Genomic DNA, 18,929 nt, shown 5'->3' on the forward strand with positions numbered 1-18,929 from the left:
AAGAAAGGAGTTATCATGACTTTACAAAAACTAGAGAGCTATACCAACAAAGAGATTATCAAAGAAGAAGTTGAGATTTTAACCACTATTTTAGAAGACATTGCTAAAAATTTGGTGAGTCCAGAAACCTTTGATAAGATTCTTGAATTGAAAAAACTATCTGTCTCAAAAGACTATTTAAAATTGGATCAAATTGTTAGAGAGCTATCAAATGAAGAGATGATCGTGATTTCTCGATACTTTGCCATTCTCCCCTTATTGATTAATATCTCTGAAGATGTCGATTTGGCTTTTGAAATCAATCATCAGAATAATGTGGGACAGGACTATCTAGGGAAACTATCGTCAACCATCCGCCAGGTGGCTGAGACTGAAAATGCTCAGGAAATTTTGGAACGCCTCAACGTGGTACCAGTATTGACAGCTCATCCGACCCAAGTGCAACGGAAAACCATGTTGGACCTAACCACTCAGATTCACAGCCTTTTGCGCCAACACCGGGATGTAAAAGCAGGCTTGATGAACGAGACCAAATGGTACAATAATTTGCGTCGAAATATTGAAATTATGATGCAAACCGATATGATCCGTGAAAAGAAACTCAAGGTAACAAATGAGATTACCAATGTCATGGAATACTATAATAGTTCCTTCCTTCAGGCTGTTCCTAACTTAATGTTGGAATACAAACGTCTTGCCAAGGAGCAAGGGATCGAGTTACAGCAACCTAAACCGATTACGATGGGAATGTGGATTGGTGGAGACCGGGATGGGAATCCTTTTGTAACTGCTGAGACCTTGAAGCGATCAGCTACCATTCAAAGTGAAGTTATTCTAAACTACTATATTCAGAAAATATCTAGCCTATATCGGAATTTCTCCCTTTCTACCAATCTTTCAAAAACCAGTCAAGCGGTTGAAGAGATGGCGGCCCGTTCGAGTGATACCTCTGTCTTTAGAGAGAAGGAACCCTACCGTCGAGCCTTCCATTATATTCAATCCAAATTGGTCCAAACCTTATTGAATATTAAGGAATGGTCAGTAGTTGGCTCAACAGTAGATGAGCGCCATCCAATTGAACGTCTTCTCGGTGCTCACACCCATCAACAAGGAGTGGTTTCCGATTATATCGGTACCCGTATCAGTGGTGCTATCCAAGAGTTGGCAGAAGATCGTCCTCCTTATTACGAAACAGTTGAAGAATTTAAACAGGATTTGACCCTGATTCAAGAATCATTGATTGAAAATAAGGCAGAGGCTTTAATCTCAGGTGAGTTTGCTGAGTTATTAGAAGCAGTAGAAGTCTTTGGATTCTTCTTGGCTTCGATTGATATGCGTCAAGATTCGAGTGTCCATGAAGCCTGTGTTGCAGAACTATTAAAAGAAGCAGGGATTAATGATCACTACAGTGATTTGTCAGAAGACGAAAAGTGCGAGTTGCTGTTACAAGAGTTGTTAGAAGATCCTCGGATTTTATCTGCTACCCATGCAGAAAAATCAGAATTGCTTGAGAAAGAATTAGCTATTTTCCAAACAGCGCGTGAATTAAAAGACCGCTTAGGAGAAGATGTCATTCGTCAAACAATTATTTCTCACGCGACCAGTGTATCTGATATGCTTGAGTTGGCCATTATGTTGAAAGAAGTGGGACTGATTGATAAGGAAAGCGCACGTGTGCAAATTGTTCCCCTCTTTGAGACGATCGAAGACTTAGATCAGTCTGAGGATACGATGAGAAAGTATCTTTCACTTCCAATAGCTAAACGATGGATTGCTTCTAAGAATAACTACCAAGAAATTATGCTGGGTTATTCAGATAGTAATAAAGACGGTGGTTATCTATCTTCTTGTTGGACTCTTTATAAGGCCCAACAACAATTAACAGCGATTGGCGACGAATTTGGTGTCAAGATCACCTTCTTCCATGGCCGTGGTGGAACGGTTGGTCGTGGTGGTGGCCCAACCTATGAAGCTATCACCTCACAACCATTAAGATCCATTAATGACCGAATTCGTTTGACTGAGCAAGGTGAGGTCATTGGCAACAAATATGGGAATAAGGATGCAGCTTATTACAACTTAGAAATGTTGGTCTCTGCAACAATTAACCGGATGATTGCTAAGATGAAGAGTGAAAAGAGCATGTCCGATCAGTACAATGAGATTATGGATCAGATTGTCAATCGTAGCTATGATATTTATCGTGAACTGGTTTTTGGCAATGAACATTTCTATGATTACTTCTTCGAATCCAGTCCGATTAAGGCCATTTCTAGTTTCAATATTGGTTCCCGTCCAGCAGCCCGTAAGACCATCAAAGAAATCGGTGGTTTGCGTGCCATTCCATGGGTCTTCTCATGGTCACAGAGCCGCGTGATGTTCCCTGGCTGGTACGGTGTAGGGTCCAGTTTTAAAGAATTTATTGATGCTGATCCTGAAAACATTGAAACCTTACGTTATATGTACCAAAAATGGCCATTCTTCAAGTCTCTTCTTTCAAACGTAGATATGGTGCTTTCAAAAGCCAATATGAACATTGCTTTTGAATACGCCAAGCTGTGTGAAGAAGAAGAGGTTCGTGACATCTTCAATATTATCCTGGACGAGTGGCAATTGACTAAGGATGTTATTTTACAGATTGAAGGTCATGATGAACTCTTGGCTGAGAACCCTTATCTAAAAGATAGTTTAGATTATCGTATGCCATACTTTAATGTTCTGAACTATATTCAATTAGAATTAATTAAACGCCAAAGACGCGGTGAATTGCCTGCCGATCAGGACAAGTTGATTCATATCACGATCAATGGTGTCGCGACAGGATTGCGTAATTCTGGTTAATCGTGACCCCTTAAAACCAATCCCAATTAAAGGGATTGGTTTTTTTACTGGAATAAAGTGAAAATGATTGTGAAAAACACGTAAAATAGGTCACAAAAAATGAAATATCTAGCTGTTTATTTCAAAAAAGAAGTGGAAATGAGATTTCACAAACTTTCATTTGGATAAATTCCTTTAAGAAAAAAGAAATAAGAAAAAAAGCTAGTAAAACACTTGCAATTTAGACGAAATTTGATAAAATAGTAAGGAAAGTTAGACTGTATTGCCTACTGTCTATCTATAAAATATATTTTATTGGAGGCTTTTACTCAAATGGCAAAAGAAAAATACGATCGTAGTAAACCACACGTTAACATTGGTACTATCGGACACGTTGACCACGGTAAAACTACCCTAACTGCAGCTATCACAACTGTTTTGGCACGTCGCTTGCCTTCATCAGTTAACCAACCTAAAGACTATGCGTCTATCGATGCTGCTCCAGAAGAACGCGAACGCGGTATCACTATCAACACTGCGCACGTTGAGTACGAAACTGAAAAACGTCACTACGCTCACATCGACGCTCCAGGACACGCGGACTACGTTAAAAACATGATCACTGGTGCCGCTCAAATGGACGGAGCTATCCTTGTAGTAGCTTCAACTGACGGACCAATGCCACAAACTCGTGAGCACATCCTTCTTTCACGTCAGGTTGGTGTTAAACACTTGATCGTCTTCATGAACAAAGTTGACTTGGTTGACGATGAAGAATTGCTTGAATTGGTTGAAATGGAAATCCGTGACCTTCTTTCAGAATACGATTTCCCAGGTGATGACCTTCCAGTTATCCAAGGTTCAGCTCTTAAAGCTCTTGAAGGTGATGCTAAATACGAAGACATCATCATGGACTTGATGAACACTGTTGATGAGTACATCCCAGAACCAGAACGCGATACTGACAAACCATTGCTTCTTCCAGTCGAAGACGTATTCTCAATCACTGGACGTGGTACTGTAGCATCAGGACGTATCGACCGTGGTATCGTTAAAGTCAACGACGAAATCGAAATCGTTGGTATTAAAGAAGAAATCCAAAAAGCGGTTGTTACTGGTGTTGAAATGTTCCGTAAACAACTTGACGAAGGTCTTGCAGGGGACAACGTTGGTGTGCTTCTTCGTGGTATCCAACGTGATGAAATCGAACGTGGACAAGTTATCGCTAAACCAGGTTCAATCAACCCACACACTAAATTCAAAGGTGAAGTTTACATCCTTACTAAAGAAGAAGGTGGACGTCATACTCCATTCTTCAACAACTACCGTCCACAGTTCTACTTCCGTACAACTGACGTAACTGGATCTATCGAACTTCCAGCAGGAACTGAAATGGTAATGCCTGGTGATAACGTGACTATCGACGTTGAGTTGATCCACCCAATCGCTGTTGAACAAGGTACTACATTCTCTATCCGTGAAGGTGGACGTACTGTTGGTTCAGGTATGGTTACTGAAATCGAAGCTTAATTCGATCTAGTTCCCAGATTAACAATTATATAGACAGACAGAAAACCCCGTGAAGACGGGGTTTTTATTGTTTTAAAAAGTAAAAGAGTTTGTGCAACCTTTCATTATCACGAAAATTATGGTAAAATAGGTAGTATAAAATTAGAAAAACGAGGTATGTGAAATGTCACGTAAACCATTTATTGCTGGTAACTGGAAAATGAACAAAAACCCAGAAGAAGCAAAAGCATTCGTTGAAGCAGTAGCATCAAAACTTCCTTCATCTGATCTTGTTGAAGCTGGTATTGCTGCACCTGCTCTTGACTTGACAACTGTATTAGCTGCAGCTAAAGGAACTAACCTTAAAGTTGCTGCTCAAAACTGCTACTTTGAAAACGCTGGTGCCTTCACTGGTGAAACTAGCCCACAAGTTTTGAAAGAAATCGGTACGGACTATGTTGTGATCGGTCACTCAGAACGTCGTGACTACTTCCACGAAACAGACGAAGATATCAACAAAAAAGCAAAAGCAATCTTTGCAAATGGTTTGCTTCCAATCATCTGTTGTGGTGAAAGCCTTGAAACTTACGAAGCTGGTAAAGCTGCTGAATTCGTAGGTGCTCAAGTATCTGCTGCTTTGGCTGGTTTGACTCCTGAACAAGTAGCTGCATCTGTTATCGCTTATGAGCCAATCTGGGCAATCGGTACTGGTAAATCAGCTTCACAAGACGACGCACAAAAAATGTGTAAAGTTGTTCGTGACGTTGTAGCTGCTGACTTCGGTCAAGAAGTAGCTGACAAAGTACGTGTTCAATACGGTGGTTCAGTGAAACCTGAAAATGTTGCTGAATACATGGCATGTCCAGACGTTGATGGAGCTCTTGTTGGTGGTGCATCCCTTGATCCAGAAAGCTTCTTGGCATTGTTGAACTTCGTAAACTAATGCAGAATAAAAAAGGCGAGAGACTTCTCGTCTTTTTATTGTCTAAAAAGAGAGTGGGACAGAAATCGGTAATTCGTTAGAATTCGATTTCGTCGTCCCACCTCCGCATAGTTGAGTAGGGCTGTAAAAGCTGATGAAATCAGCGTAGTAGAGCACACTCAACCACTGCGTCTTGCTCGACAATCCAAAGACAATTGAGAGGCTAGGACTTTTGTCCCAGCCTCTTTGTTTGTTATGAGCGTCCTAAGAGTCGTTTAATCAAGGACAAGGTTTTGAATTTCAGAGGATTTGGGTAATAACGGAAGGTTCCCATCTTACGGACGATATAGCCATTAAAGTTTTGTTTGAAACGAAGAACACCATCTGAGCCGTCAAAGATCCCTTGAATGCCTAGGAAATTGTATAAGGTGATTCCTTTTTCTAATGCACGCTTCATGGCATGGTATTGAATCAAGAAGGCAGCAGAGAATTTCTGATATTTGGTATACGAACCACCAAACAAATAGGTCACTTCTGATGGATTATAGATGATCAGGGCACAGGCCAAGGGCACTGTTTCAACTGTTTCGTCAGCCAAGGTCTCCCGGACAATTGTCTTTTGTTTCTCTAATTTTTGTAGCTGTTGCTCATATTGTTTGGATGAAGGATTAAGCAAGGAAATCTTCTGGTCCAAGTAAGCGAGTGCATCAGCTGTATTGATTTCAGCAATGAGAAATTCTGCCTTGTCTCCAAAGGTATCATAGAGATCGTAGTAGTAGTCAAGGCTCTTGTCTTCAAAGCCTTGACGTTTTCCAGTTTCCTCAATAATTTGTTTAAACTGAGGGATTTCCTCTCTCCTAATATTTCGAATGGAAATATCATAGTTGAGGGCAGTCGTAATATTCCGGCTACAGTTCTTGTTGAAGGATTTTAGGAGAGATTTGGGATCAAAATCGGTGAGGTCCTTCAGATAATGCCAAACAGGCTCTCCTCCGGGATAGCCCACTTGTAAGCCATCAAATTGATAGCCAAGATCCAGTAATGATTGGAGGAGCTGTTTTTGCTCTTCTTCAGTCGGATTTCCATTGCTATCGAAAACTTGATAGTGGTCATAGGGTTTTAAAATGAATTCGATACCACCATTTTCTTTTACATAAGCCTGTAATGCTTTGTAAAAATCTGGTAGGTAACGAGTATCCGTAACGATTGGCCCACTATTGATTTCGTAATGCAGGCCTCCCGTCATAGGTAGGCTGTATAAAATGGAAGAGATAGCTAATGTTCCTTGCTCTTCCCATCCAATATAATGAATAGTTGCGCCTCTTTTATGAAGCAAATCAGCCATTTCAATACTCTGTAAAAAAGAGTGATTGGAAGTAGTAAGAGAGTGTTGGTAAAAATCTTCCCTACTAATAATCTTGAATGTCATAGGTCACCTTACTGTTTAATTCTTAGTTTTTTTCGTAATTGATAGGCCTTGTTAACAAGGGGATAAAGCATGCTTGTTGGGAGGTTGAATTCACCAACAAATTCTTCAATCATTGGATTAAATTTTGATTTGAAGTGGTAGAGTCCTCCATCTAAATGGTTCTCAACTCCGCCCATGTTTTGCCAATCAGCCCCACGGTCAAAGGCATGCTGGGCTGTTTCATACCAGGTCAAAATGGCTGGTTGATAGCGGCGGAAGTTCTCATCCATTCCTGCATAGACATTCTCTGAAGTGCCTCCAAATTCAAGAGTTAAGGTTCCAGAAAGAGAAACAATCTCTTGGCCTGCTTTTAGCTCTTGATGGAGAAATTGGATTTCTTCTTCCAAGCGTTCTTTTTCTTGACGGTTATTATCGATCTTGCCTGGTTTTGTTTTTTCGTTAAAACGATTAGCTTCTGCTTGATTTTTTTTCAGTTGCTCTTTGAGTGAAGCAAGACGCTCAGCCAAGTTAATTCTTGATAGAGTGATGTAAGATTGTCCTGCATAGGTTGTTAGCAGTTTCTCATAATAGTCTCTTCCACGAAGATGGATGCCTTTTCGCGCTTCTGTCTTTTTCATCAGAGCTGCAAATTCGTCTAAGAGTTCAGTGCCTCCAAAGATGACTTCAACTCCTTTATTTCGAGCAGTCCGAATGGCTTGCTTGGTAGATTTGGACAGTTGGTCCTCAGTGAAGTATTCCTTGTAGATATTGGCCTGGAAACGTGGTTGAATGGTTTCTCCCATGTCTTCTGTCCGTCCAACCCATTCCACTCCAGATTCTTTTAAGGATTGGATTATAGCTAAAGTAGCCTCTTGATCTTTTACATCTTGGCCGATTAATCCTTTTCTTAGGAAAAGAGAGGGATCAAATTTGGCAAAGACAGCACGCTTGCTTTTAGCATATGTTTTGATGGATTGGAGCATGAAGGCTACTAATTCGCTGTTTTGGTAATCCATAATAGGTCCACGTGGGATATAGAGCATGGTAAAACCAAGTGGAAGTGGTTGGATTAAAATACTTGCGACAGCGACTAGTTTGTGATCTTGGTAAACGCCAAGGCGCTCATTGCCCCAGTTGTCTTTGATCTTTGCCCAATCGGAGCTCTGAAGCAAATTGGTTTGGGGGCTAGTTTTAACGAATTCATCATGTTCTTCGGCAGTAATGCCGATTTTGTAAGTATACATTAATGGAGTACCCACTTTCTAAGGGCGTAAGCAACACCCGACTCATCGTTGGATCGCGTAACAACTTTAGCAATCTCTTTTAATTCAGGACTAGCGTTGTCCATCGCGACTGGGAAGCCAGCAACTTCTAGCATAGCCTGGTCGTTTTCTTGATCGCCGACCGCCATCACTTGGTCTGGACTTAAGTGTAACTTAGACGCTAAGTGTAAGAGCGCCCGGCCTTTATCAACTGTTTTAGGCAAGATTTCAAGGTAAAAAGGTGCGGAACGCACAATCGTAAAACGGTCGTAAAAACTATCTGGAATAGAGGAGAAGATTCTTTCTAAGACTTCCGGTTCGTCGACATACATACACTTGAGAACCGTATGCTGCTTCATTTCTTCTGGTGTCCGGTAGAAAAGATCCGAGTGGACCAATTTGGCTTCATGGACGGTATAGGTACCAATGTTACGATTAGCTGTATAAATGCCAGACTTGGTACTAGCGTGCATAGGAACAGCTAATTTGCGAGCTAGTGCTTCAATATCTAAATAGTCATTGTAGGAGAGGTGTTCTTCATGGAGAGTATCACCAGTGTGGGCGTCTTGAATGAGCCCTCCATTGAAGGTGATGACGAGATCACCCGGCTGATCCAAATGAAGTTCTTCTAACAATCGAAGGACACCAGAACGAGGACGACCAGTTGCTAAGACAACATGGACCCCTTGAGCTTTGGCATCTTGGATGGCTTGGAAAACTTCGGGGGTTACTTGGCCGTCAGATGTTAAAAGGGTCCCATCGATATCAAGGGCAACAAGTTTAATGTTCATCTTTTTCTCCTGTGAAGGTATCGTTAACAATATAGGACTGGAATAATTGTAGTTGAGGTGTAAACAAGCTATTTTCAAGCAACATTTCTTTTGGGAAATAGAAGCGGTTATCCCCTTGTCTGCTACCGGCTAAGGAAGCAACGATAGGAGAGAGAAGGGATAGCTCAGCTAAATTTCCATCCTTTTGGATAATCTCAATTTGAGTACGAGGTTTTTCTGAATCTGGTCGGTAAACGTCGTAAGGAAGGTCAAAGTTTCGATGGATAGCTGTATAATAGGTTGGATCGAAACCGACCTCTTGAATCAATTGTTTGAGAGCAGCTAATTGTTCTTCATCCTTATCTTGAAAGAGGATGGATTTGAAAACCTTACGATTGATAAAACGCTGAGCCAAATCAGAGAGAACAGAGTCAGGACTCTCCATCCAAGATTGAAAGTAGGTATTCATAACGCCGTCATCCAAAGCCAAGTAATCGGCTAGGCTAACTTGGTGTTCAAAAAATGGAATCAGTCGAGGAGAAGTCGCTTGAAAGAACTCTTTATGCGCAAGGTAGAGATGACGTGCCCGCTTGAGCAGGTTCTGCAATAGGACTTCCATCGCTCTAGTAGCCGGGTGGAAGTAGACCTGCATATACATTTGGTAGCGAGAAACAACATAATCTTCAACCGCATGCATCCCATTGACCTGAAAAGCAATTCCGTTTTCTACTGGGCGAATAACACGCAATATACGAGTTAAATCAAAATTTCCGTAAGAAGCACCAGTGAAATAGGCGTCTCGTAGAAGGTAATCCATGCGATCGACATCAATCTGACTAGAGATTAACTGCACTACCTGTTTATTAGGGTAGGTGTGGTCGATAACACTGGCTACCTTTTGAGGAAAATCAGGTGCTACTTGAATTAATATCTGGTAGATTTCTGTTTCAGGACAGGTAATAATTTCCTGGGTCATTTTTTCATGATCAGTATCAAATAGCCCTTCAAAGGTATGCGAATAAGCGCCGTGTCCGATATCATGGAGCAAGGCGGCAACCATGGTAAGAAGGGATTCGCTCGAGTCCCATTGGTCAGTGTATTTCTCATCAAAGATCGATAGGATGCGACGAGCGATTTCATAGGCTCCTAGACAGTGCGAAAAACGACTATGCTCGCCCCCATGAAAGGTAAACCCAGAGGTTCCCAACTGTTTGATGCGACGTAGTCGTTGAAATTCCTTTGTATTAATGAGCTTGTAAATGACTGGGTGATCCACGTGGATATAGTTGTGTACAGGATCCCGAAATACTTTTTCATTCATGCCTCTATTATAGCAGAAAACGGCCTAAATTGGTATCGAGAGATGGTTGCAATAGGAAAAAGAAAGAAGTTTTTGGTAAAATAAAGGAAAGAGGGAAAGGATGGGAACTTTTGAAGATTAGAATACAAAATCAGATTCAATTTGATGATCAAGTGGAAGTGATGGATCAATATTACGAAGGGGAATGGAAGGAAAAAGGTGGCTATCACTATCTGCTTTACGTAAACGAAGAAGGCGAAAAAGTCGCTTTGAAATTTCATAATCAAGAATTGACCATGACGCGCTTTTCAACGCCAAAATCCATCATGAAATTTATAGCTTCAGAGAAAGGTCATGCGCTCATTCCAACTCCCCTAGGCATGCAGCAGTTTGTGATTGATACTCAGGAATATAGATTGGAGCAAAATAGGCTTGGTTTGTCTTATCAGTTGTTGACGGCAGATGAAAGTCAGCAATTCGCTACCTATCACTTAGAATTGACTTGGGAAGACTAGTTTATCAGTAGTTTTTCTTGATTTTTTTACGAGTTGTGGTATAATGAAACCACTCAAGGGAGTAGCTGGCGGGAAACCGCGATAGTGTCGTCATTACGAATTATTTCCGGCACTATATTAAACAGCGAGACTTGTTTTTTTAAAAAACAGGCCAAAAAAGGAGGAGACTGTTTTGTCAAAAGAACAAAATAAAGACTTGTTTTACACACAAACCGCAGAAGAAGTCCTAAAGAAATTGGATTCATCTATCGAAGGTTTGTCAACTGCTCAAGCTCAAGAACGTTTAGCGACTTATGGTCGTAATGAGTTGGAAGAGGGCGAGAAACGTAGCCTACTAGCTAAATTCCTTGATCAATTTAAGGATTTGATGATTATCATCTTGCTTGCGGCAGCGGCACTTTCTGTGATTACAGAAGGGATGGATGGTTTAACAGATGCTATTATCATCTTGGCCGTTGTTGTCTTGAATGCTGCCTTTGGTGTTTACCAAGAAGGTCAAGCAGAAGCAGCCATTGAAGCTCTGAAAAATATGTCTAGCCCGATGGCCCGTGTTCGTCGTGATGGTCATGTTATTGAGATTGACTCGAAAGAATTGGTACCTGGAGATATCGTCTTGCTTGAAGCTGGAGATGTGGTGCCTGCAGATATGCGCTTGTTTGAAGCGGCTTCCCTTAAAATCGAAGAAGCAGCTCTTACAGGGGAATCTGTCCCAGTTGAAAAAGATGTGACAGGACTTGTTGAAGCGGATGCTGGTATCGGGGACCGTGTTAACATGGCTTACCAAAACTCAAACGTAACTTACGGTCGTGGTATTGGTGTTGTGACTAACACTGGTATGTATACAGAAGTTGGTAAGATTGCAGATATGTTGGCTAATGCCGACGAGACAGAGACACCATTGAAGCAAAGCCTGGAACAATTATCTAAGGCCTTGACTTACTTAATCATTGTGATTGCAGTGATTACCTTCTTGGTTGGTGTCTTTGTTCGTGGTGAACATCCATTAGAAGGCTTGATGGTGGCAGTTGCCCTTGCAGTAGCGGCTATTCCAGAAGGGCTTCCTGCCATTGTAACTATCGTTCTATCTTTGGGAACTACAACCCTTGCAAAACGTAATTCGATTGTCCGCAAATTGCCAGCGGTTGAAACTCTTGGTTCAACAGAAATCATCGCATCTGATAAAACAGGTACCTTGACTATGAACCAAATGACGGTTGAGAAAGTTTATACCAACGGTCAATTGCAAAGCTCGGCATCTGAAATTGCTGTTAGCAATAATACCCTCCGTATCATGAACTTTGCCAATGACACCAAGGTGGATCCATCTGGCAAGCTGATTGGTGATCCAACGGAGACAGCTCTTGTACAGTTTGGTTTGGACCACAACTTTGATGTTCGTGAAGTCTTGAAGGATGAGCCACGTGTGGCTGAATTGCCATTTGACTCAGACCGTAAACTCATGTCTACCATTCATAAGGAAGCAGATGGCTCTTACTTTATCGCTGTCAAGGGTGCGCCTGACCAATTGCTCAAACGCGTGACACGCATCGAAGTCAACGGAGAAGTTCGCCCAATCACAGAAGAAGATAAAAATGCTATCCTTGCTACCAACAAAGACTTGGCCAAACAAGCCCTTCGTGTCTTGATGATGGCTTATAAGACCAGCAATGAAATTCCAACCTTGGAATCTGAAATTGTTGAATCTGACCTTATCTTCTCTGGTTTGGTCGGCATGATTGACCCTGAACGTCCAGAAGCTGCAGAAGCTGTTCGTGTCGCTAAGGAGGCGGGCATCCGTCCAATCATGATTACTGGTGACCACCAAGATACAGCGGAAGCTATCGCCAAACGTCTCGGTATCATCGATCCAAATGATACAGAAGACCATGTCTTCACAGGGGCTGAATTGAATGAGCTCTCTGATGAAGAATTCCAAAAAGTCTTCAAGCAATACTCTGTTTACGCGCGTGTATCGCCTGAGCACAAGGTTCGGATTGTGAAAGCATGGCAAAAAGAAGGCAAGGTTGTTGCCATGACTGGTGACGGGGTCAACGATGCGCCATCACTTAAGACTGCTGATATTGGTATCGGTATGGGGATTACTGGTACAGAGGTTTCTAAGGGAGCTTCTGATATGGTCCTTGCCGATGATAACTTCGCAACCATTATCGTAGCAGTTGAAGAAGGACGTAAGGTCTTCTCCAATATCCAAAAATCCATCCAATACCTCTTGTCTGCTAATATGGCTGAGGTCTTCACTATCTTCTTTGCAACCCTCTTTGGTTGGGACGTTCTTCAACCAGTGCATCTATTATGGATTAACTTGGTAACAGATACCCTACCAGCTATCGCTCTTGGTGTGGAACCAGCTGAGCCAGGTGTCATGACCCACAAACCTCGTGGACGTAAGTCCAACTTCTTTGACGGTGGGGTCTTTGGAGCCATCCTATATCAAGGAATCTTCCAAACTATCTTGGTACTTGGCGTATACGGATGGGCAATTCTTTTCCCAGAGCACCAGAGTCACGCAGAAATCCATGCGGATGCCCTTACTATGGCCTTTGCAACTCTCGGTTTAATCCAATTGCTCCATGCCTTTAACGTGAAATCGGTCTATCAATCGATCTTTAAAGTGGGACTCTTCAAGAACAAGACCTTTAACTGGTCTATCCCAGTAGCCTTTATTCTCTTAATGGCAACCATTATGGTACCTGGATTTAATAAACTCTTCCACGTTTCAAACTTGAGTTTGACGCAATGGTTGGTGGTTGCTGTAGGTGCAATTATGATTGTGGTTCTTGTTGAAATTGTCAAAGCCGTCCAACGTGCACTCGGTAAGGATAAAAACGCTATTTAAGCATTGAAAAGTCATCTTCAGATGGCTTTTTTTGTGTGCAGAAATGTTTGGGCATATTTCTTGAGTCCAGAATTGATTTTTGATAAACTAGACGACAGTTTGAAGAAAGGAAACTATATTATGAAAAAGTTTTTTGCTGAAGTAATCGGCACATTTATGCTTGTCTTTATCGGGACTGGCGCTGTTGTTTTTGGAAATGGGACTGAAGGTCTTGGTCATTTAGGAATTGCCTTGGCATTTGGTTTGTCTATTGTTGCAGCAGCATACTCTATTGGGACTGTTTCTGGTGCCCACTTGAACCCAGCTGTTTCTATTGCTATGTTTGTCAACAAACGCTTGTCATCTAAAGACTTGGTCAACTACATTGTAGCGCAAGTAGTGGGAGCTTTCCTTGCGACTGCTTCTGTTTTCTTCCTGTTGTCCAATTCTGGTATGTCAACAGCTAGTCTTGGTGAAAATGCCTTGGCTAAAGGAGTAACTCCACTTGGCGGATTCTTGTTCGAAGTGATTGCATCCTTTATCTTTATCTTGGTCATTATGACAGTGACATCAGCTTCTAAAGGAAATGGGAAAATTGCTGGACTTGTGATCGGTTTGAGCTTGACCTTGATCATTCTTGTAGGTTTGAACATTACAGGTCTTTCTGTTAACCCAGCTCGTAGCTTGGCTCCTGCTCTCTTTGTAGGTGGTGCAGCCCTTCAACAAATTTGGATCTTTATCCTTGCTCCAATCGTTGGTGGTGTCTTTGCAGCTCTTGTTGCAAAGAATCTCCTTGAAACAGAAGAATAAGCTATTTTAACGAAAAAAGATTTCGGCTCCTTTTTGAATCGAAATCTTTTTATTTTTTTAGTAGTCAAGGATGGTTAAAGCTTGACGAAATTCATTTGCTAAATGTTGTCTTTTGTATTGATGAAATTCAGGTAAGTCCTTCACAGCATTGTAGCGTTTATGAAGACGATACATTTGGGAAATCTTGTACTGAGGGAAGGACTTGAAAAAATCCTCCGTCAATTGCCACTCACGGACATAGCCTAAGGGTCTCGTGGAGTATTGGATACCATCGATGATTCTGGAAGAATGGCGATGATGTAAGTGTCCGAAGACTACATCTCTTACCCCATGTTTTACAAAGAGATCATGAAAAGCTTGACTACCTAAGAAGGCATTGAATTTCTGAAAGTAGGGGTGGCTAACGAGAAAATCCTTGTGGGGAACAAAGTGAAGAGCGACGATGATTCTACCATCTAAAGAAGCTAGTACCTGATCCAATTGGGAGAGAACTTCTTGCGTGATTGTTGGGTCGTCTAAGGGACGTTCCAATCTTCGATCAAACCAGAAAGTATTTTTGGTACGTAGGTGGGCCTCCTTGCTCTTTTCAGGGACAAAGCTATAATCGTACCAACCAGCAAGACTGACTAAATGGCTATCTCCAAAGGTCTGGACTTGAAAATCATACTGATGGATTTCCTCCTCTGAGAGGTATAACATATCGTGATTGCCCAGATTAAAGGAAACAGGGAGCTGGGTTTGGAGGTCCTGAATAAAGGGGAGACTCATCTGCTTAAAGTCATTGGAAATGTCACCAGCTAGATGAAGGTGATCAATCTGTTCTTCTTGTAGGACCTGAAGGAGTTGCATGCGTTCGGCCTCGCCAAACTGATTGGAATCCAGGTGCAGGTCACTCATAAAACCAATACGTGTCATATCACTAGTGTATCACAAGTTGATAAGAAAAAGAAAGTTAACCAACATGTAACAAATCTAACAATTATGTAACAAAGGAAGTGACAACGGCTTGGTTTTATGCGATTTTTGTAGGACAAATGATTCCTACTATCTCTTACTATGTGCAAATGACGGGGTTTGTGGTATAATAGACTGATACTTAGAAAGAGGTACTTATGGATATTTCAGAAATCCGTCAGAAAATTGACGCGAATCGTGAAAAATTAGCTTCTTTCAGGGGGTCTCTTTGACTTAGAGGGTCTGGAAGAAGAAATTGCCATTTTGGAAAACAAAATGACAGAACCTGATTTTTGGGATGATAATATTGCAGCGCAAAAGACATCTCAGGAATTAAATGAGTTGAAACAAACCTACGAGAATTTCCATCAAATGACAGACTTGTTTGATGAATCCGAAATCCTTCTTGAGTTTCTCTCAGAAGATGAATCCGTTCACGAAGAGCTAGAAGAGAAGTTGATAGAGTTGGATAAGATGATGACCAGTTATGAAATGACGCTTCTCTTATCAGAACCCTATGATAATAATAATGCAATCTTGGAAATCCATCCAGGATCTGGAGGTACTGAGGCTCAGGACTGGGGAGATATGCTCCTTCGGATGTATACCCGCTTCGGAAATGCTCATGGTTTCAAAGTGGAAGTCTTGGACTATCAGGCAGGAGACGAGGCTGGGATTAAATCAGTGACGCTGTCCTTCGAAGGACCGCATGCCTATGGCTTGTTGAAATCAGAAATGGGTGTCCACCGTTTGGTACGGATCTCGCCATTCGACTCAGCTAAGCGTCGTCATACTTCCTTCACGTCAGTTGAAGTCATGCCAGAATTGGATGATACGATTGAAGTGGAAGTCCGAGATGATGATATCAAGATGGATACCTTCCGTTCAGGTGGAGCTGGTGGACAAAATGTCAACAAGGTTTCAACAGGTGTTCGATTGACCCACATCCCAACAGGGATTGTAGTGGCTTCGACGGTTGACCGGACTCAGTACGGAAACCGTGACCGTGCAATGAAAATGTTGCAGGCAAAACTTTATCAATTGGAGCAAGAAAAGAAGGCGGCTGAGGTGGACTCCTTAAAGGGTGATAAAAAAGAAATCACCTGGGGAAGTCAGATTCGCTCCTATGTCTTTACACCATATACCATGGTGAAGGATCATCGTACGAGTTACGAAGTAGCCCAAGTTGATAAAGTAATGGACGGAGATATTGATGGCTTTATTGATGCCTATTTAAAATGGCGTCTCAATTAAAGCCCTCCTTCTATATAAATTGTGGAAAGGAATTTTCAATACATGTCAATGATTGAAATGAAAGATGTTGTCAAAAAGTATGACAACGGAACGACAGCTCTTCGAGGAGTGACCGTTCATATTGAACCAGGAGAATTTGCCTATATTGTAGGACCTTCTGGTGCAGGGAAATCAACCTTTATTCGCTTGCTTTACCGTGAGGTGAAACATGATAAAGGAACCTTGAAAGTAGCTGGTTTTGACCTAGATAAAATTAAAAAACGCGATATTCCGATGTTGCGTCGAAATGTTGGGGTAGTCTTCCAAGACTACAAATTGCTTCCTAAAAAGACGGTATATGAAAATATTGCCTACGCAATGGAAGTAATTGGAGAGCGTCGTCGCAACATTAAGAAACGCGTTATGGAAGTGCTAGATCTTGTTGGTTTGAAACACAAGGTTCGTTCATTTCCAAATGAGCTTTCAGGTGGTGAGCAACAACGGATCGCCATTGCGCGTGCTATTGTGAACAATCCTAAAGTATTGATCGCGGACGAACCGACAGGGAACTTGGACCCAGATAATTCTTGGGAAATTATGAATCTCTTGGAGCGAATTAATTTACAAGGAACCACTGTTTTGATGGCGACTCATAATAGCCAAATTGTAAATACACTTCGTCACCGTGTTATCGCCATTGAAAATGGACGTGTTGTACGGGATGAAGCGGAAGGAGAGTACGGATACGATGATTAGAAGATTTTTCCGCCATCTCATTGAATCATTTAAAAGTTTAAAACGGAATGGCTGGATGACCATTGCTGCGGTTAGTTCGGTGATGATTACACTCGGACTAGTAGCGATTTTTGCCTCAGTGATTGCGAATACGATTAAGCTATCAGATGATATTCAAAATAGTGTACGAATTGTTGTCTATATGCGCAAGGATATACAAGATCAAAGCCCGCAGATAGAAAAAGAAGGGCAGATGGTTGATAATGAAGACTACAAGAAAGTCTATAATGCATTGACAGCCATGAAGAATGTTGATAAGGTTGAGTTCTCTAGCAAGGAAGAACAATATGAAAACTTGATCAAGACTGCCGGTAACAACTGGAAAATTTTTGATGGGGATGCCAATCCTCTCTATGATGCCTATTTTGTAGAGACAACGGCTCCTAAATATGTGAAAGAAGTTTCCAAGGCCGCTAAGAAAATTGAAGGGGTGTCTGAAGTAAAAGATGGAGGAGTTGATACTCAACGTCTCTTTGCTCTCGGAAACTTCATCCGTATTTGGGGCTTGATTGGTGCCGGTTTACTAATCTTTATCGCAGTCTTCTTGATTTCCAATACGATTCGGATTACCATTATTTCACGGAGTCGAGAAATCAAGATTATGCGTCTGGTAGGTGCTAAGAGTGGCTATATTCGTGCTCCTTTCCTTTTGGAAGGTGCGTGGATTGGCTTGATTGGTGCAATTCCACCTGCTCTCTTGCTCTATTATGTCTATAATATTGTCTACAAGTCCATGTACAATACCCTACAAGATCAGAAATTGTTCTTATACAGTCCAAACATTCTTGTTCCGATTATGGTCGGTGGATTGTTTGGTCTCGGTATTTTAATTGGAGCGATTGGCTCATCTATTTCAATGAGACGTTTTTTGAAGATTTAAGAATATAAAAGAGAGGCTGGGACAAAAGTCCTAGCCTCTCAATTGTCTTTGGATTGTCGAGCAAGACGCAGTGGTTGAGTGGGCTCTACTACGCTAATTTCATCAGCTTTTATAGCCCCTACTCAACTGTGCGGAGGTGGGACGACGAAATCGAATTCTAACGAATGACCGATTTCTGTCCCACTCTCTTTTTTAACGATTTCGAAAGAAGGGATTAAACATTTTTTCATGACCGATGGTGGTATCATTGCCATGACCTGGGTAAACTGCGTAAGAGGAGGGAAGAGTGAGTAATTGTGTCTCGATGCTTTCTAGGAGTTGGGGACCGCTTCCTGTCGGCAAATCGGTCCGGCCAATGGTTTCTCGGAAAAGGGCATCACCTGTCAAGACGAGATGATCGTTAGGAAAAACAATAGAGACACCTCCGATGGAATGTCCGGGTGTGTGAAGGACATAAAAATGGAAGTCCTTCAAATGGTAAGCTGTTCGGTAGTCAAAATGCTTTTCGGCTGGCTGGCAGATCACATCCATTAAGTCAGAATGTCGGTCTAGTCCGGAAAGATTGTCCACAGGACTTTGGAGCCAAGTCGCTTCATGAGCATCTACATAAACAGGTGGATGGCCATAAGTTTCCCGCACTTTCTCTAAACTCATGATATGGTCGTAGTGGGTATGGGTTAGGAGAATAGCAGCAATTGGTTTTGCGAGATGATCAATGCGCTTTCGGATATTTTCCCAAGCACTGCCAGGGTCAACAACGAGAAGATCGTGCTCGTTTTCAAGTAGGTAGGTGTTTTCATAAGCGATGGGGTTGACAATACGGTGGATTTTCATAAGAGCTCCTTTCTCTATTAGTCTATCAAAAATATGATAAAATAGCTGACTAAAACGCCTCTAGAAACCGAAGAATCATCG

At 41.8% G+C, this 18,929-nt stretch carries 15 protein-coding genes; 9 read left to right on the forward strand and 6 right to left on the reverse strand.

The annotated features are described in order from the left end of the window. Positions 1-15: 15 nt before the first annotated feature. The 3 genes from ppc to tpiA all read left to right on the forward strand — a co-directional run bounded on the left by ppc (position 16) and on the right by tpiA (position 5,272). On the forward strand, positions 16-2,841 hold the full coding sequence (gene ppc / locus LXO72_RS01500; protein ID WP_233331309.1) for a phosphoenolpyruvate carboxylase: 2,826 nt from the start codon (positions 16-18) through the stop codon (positions 2,839-2,841). A gap of 312 nt (positions 2,842-3,153) precedes the next feature. Further along, complete coding sequence (gene tuf, locus LXO72_RS01505; protein WP_006595927.1) at positions 3,154-4,350, forward strand: elongation factor Tu; 1,197 nt, start codon at positions 3,154-3,156, stop codon at positions 4,348-4,350. A gap of 163 nt (positions 4,351-4,513) precedes the next feature. Then, a complete protein-coding gene (tpiA, locus tag LXO72_RS01510) occupies positions 4,514-5,272 on the forward strand; it encodes a triose-phosphate isomerase (RefSeq protein ID WP_233331310.1) in 759 nt (252 codons plus the stop codon). Positions 5,273-5,504: 232 nt separating this feature from the next. Here the strand turns inward: tpiA and LXO72_RS01515 are convergent, their stop codons facing one another. Genes LXO72_RS01515 through LXO72_RS01530 form a run of 4 tightly spaced genes read right to left on the reverse strand, consistent with a single transcriptional unit; the run spans position 5,505 to position 10,012 of the window. Further along, positions 5,505-6,680 carry an aminoacyltransferase gene (locus tag LXO72_RS01515; RefSeq protein ID WP_233331311.1) on the reverse strand — a complete coding sequence of 392 codons (1,176 nt, stop codon included), beginning with the start codon at positions 6,678-6,680 and terminating at the stop codon, positions 5,505-5,507. A gap of 8 nt (positions 6,681-6,688) precedes the next feature. After that, on the reverse strand, positions 6,689-7,903 hold the full coding sequence (locus tag LXO72_RS01520; RefSeq protein WP_233331312.1) for an aminoacyltransferase: 1,215 nt from the start codon (positions 7,901-7,903) through the stop codon (positions 6,689-6,691). Next, entirely contained in the window at positions 7,903-8,712 is an 810-nt protein-coding gene (yidA, locus tag LXO72_RS01525; RefSeq protein ID WP_233331313.1) for a sugar-phosphatase, read from the reverse strand. The genes LXO72_RS01520 and yidA overlap by 1 nt, the downstream gene beginning before the upstream one ends. Beyond that, positions 8,702-10,012, reverse strand: coding sequence for an HD domain-containing protein (locus LXO72_RS01530; RefSeq protein ID WP_233331314.1), 1,311 nt, complete (start codon positions 10,010-10,012; stop codon positions 8,702-8,704). Before LXO72_RS01530 ends, yidA begins: the two co-directional genes overlap by 11 nt. Positions 10,013-10,122: 110 nt before the next feature. Between LXO72_RS01530 and LXO72_RS01535 the strand changes: the two genes are divergently transcribed. From LXO72_RS01535 to LXO72_RS01545, 3 genes are all read left to right on the forward strand, one after another. Further along, positions 10,123-10,506: a DUF1934 domain-containing protein gene (locus LXO72_RS01535; RefSeq protein WP_233331315.1), complete on the forward strand. Its 384-nt coding sequence runs from the start codon at positions 10,123-10,125 to the stop codon at positions 10,504-10,506. Positions 10,507-10,678: 172 nt separating this feature from the next. Further along, entirely contained in the window at positions 10,679-13,363 is a 2,685-nt protein-coding gene (locus tag LXO72_RS01540; RefSeq protein WP_123160466.1) for a cation-translocating P-type ATPase, read from the forward strand. Between the two features lie 120 nt (positions 13,364-13,483). After that, a complete protein-coding gene (locus LXO72_RS01545; protein ID WP_023023834.1) occupies positions 13,484-14,152 on the forward strand; it encodes an MIP/aquaporin family protein in 669 nt (222 codons plus the stop codon). A 57-nt stretch (positions 14,153-14,209) separates the two neighbouring features. Here the strand turns inward: LXO72_RS01545 and LXO72_RS01550 are convergent, their stop codons facing one another. Further along, on the reverse strand, positions 14,210-15,067 hold the full coding sequence (locus tag LXO72_RS01550) for a metallophosphoesterase (RefSeq protein ID WP_125374310.1): 858 nt from the start codon (positions 15,065-15,067) through the stop codon (positions 14,210-14,212). A 197-nt stretch (positions 15,068-15,264) separates the two neighbouring features. Here LXO72_RS01550 and prfB point away from each other — a divergent pair. From prfB to ftsX, 3 genes are all read left to right on the forward strand, one after another. Next, positions 15,265-16,360 (forward strand): peptide chain release factor 2 gene (gene prfB, locus LXO72_RS01555; RefSeq protein WP_111674402.1). Its coding sequence is split into 2 segments (ribosomal slippage): positions 15,265-15,336 and positions 15,338-16,360, totalling 1,095 coding nucleotides; the frame shifts between segments, so codons are not numbered across the junction. 42 nt (positions 16,361-16,402) lie between these two features. Then, positions 16,403-17,095 (forward strand): cell division ATP-binding protein FtsE, encoded by a 693-nt coding sequence (gene ftsE / locus LXO72_RS01560; RefSeq protein ID WP_023023829.1) that lies wholly within the window; start codon positions 16,403-16,405, stop codon positions 17,093-17,095. After that, the gene (gene ftsX / locus LXO72_RS01565; protein WP_123160463.1) at positions 17,088-18,014 is read left to right on the forward strand and encodes a permease-like cell division protein FtsX; all 927 of its coding nucleotides are present in this window, start codon (positions 17,088-17,090) and stop codon (positions 18,012-18,014) included. The genes ftsE and ftsX overlap by 8 nt, the downstream gene beginning before the upstream one ends. Before the next feature lie 192 nt (positions 18,015-18,206). Here the strand turns inward: ftsX and LXO72_RS01570 are convergent, their stop codons facing one another. Next, positions 18,207-18,848, reverse strand: coding sequence for an MBL fold metallo-hydrolase (locus tag LXO72_RS01570; RefSeq protein ID WP_023027068.1), 642 nt, complete (start codon positions 18,846-18,848; stop codon positions 18,207-18,209). Between the last annotated feature and the right edge of the window lie 81 nt (positions 18,849-18,929).

It is taken from the genome of Streptococcus sp. XMC (genome assembly GCF_021341835.1).
Lineage (GTDB): Bacteria > Bacillota > Bacilli > Lactobacillales > Streptococcaceae > Streptococcus.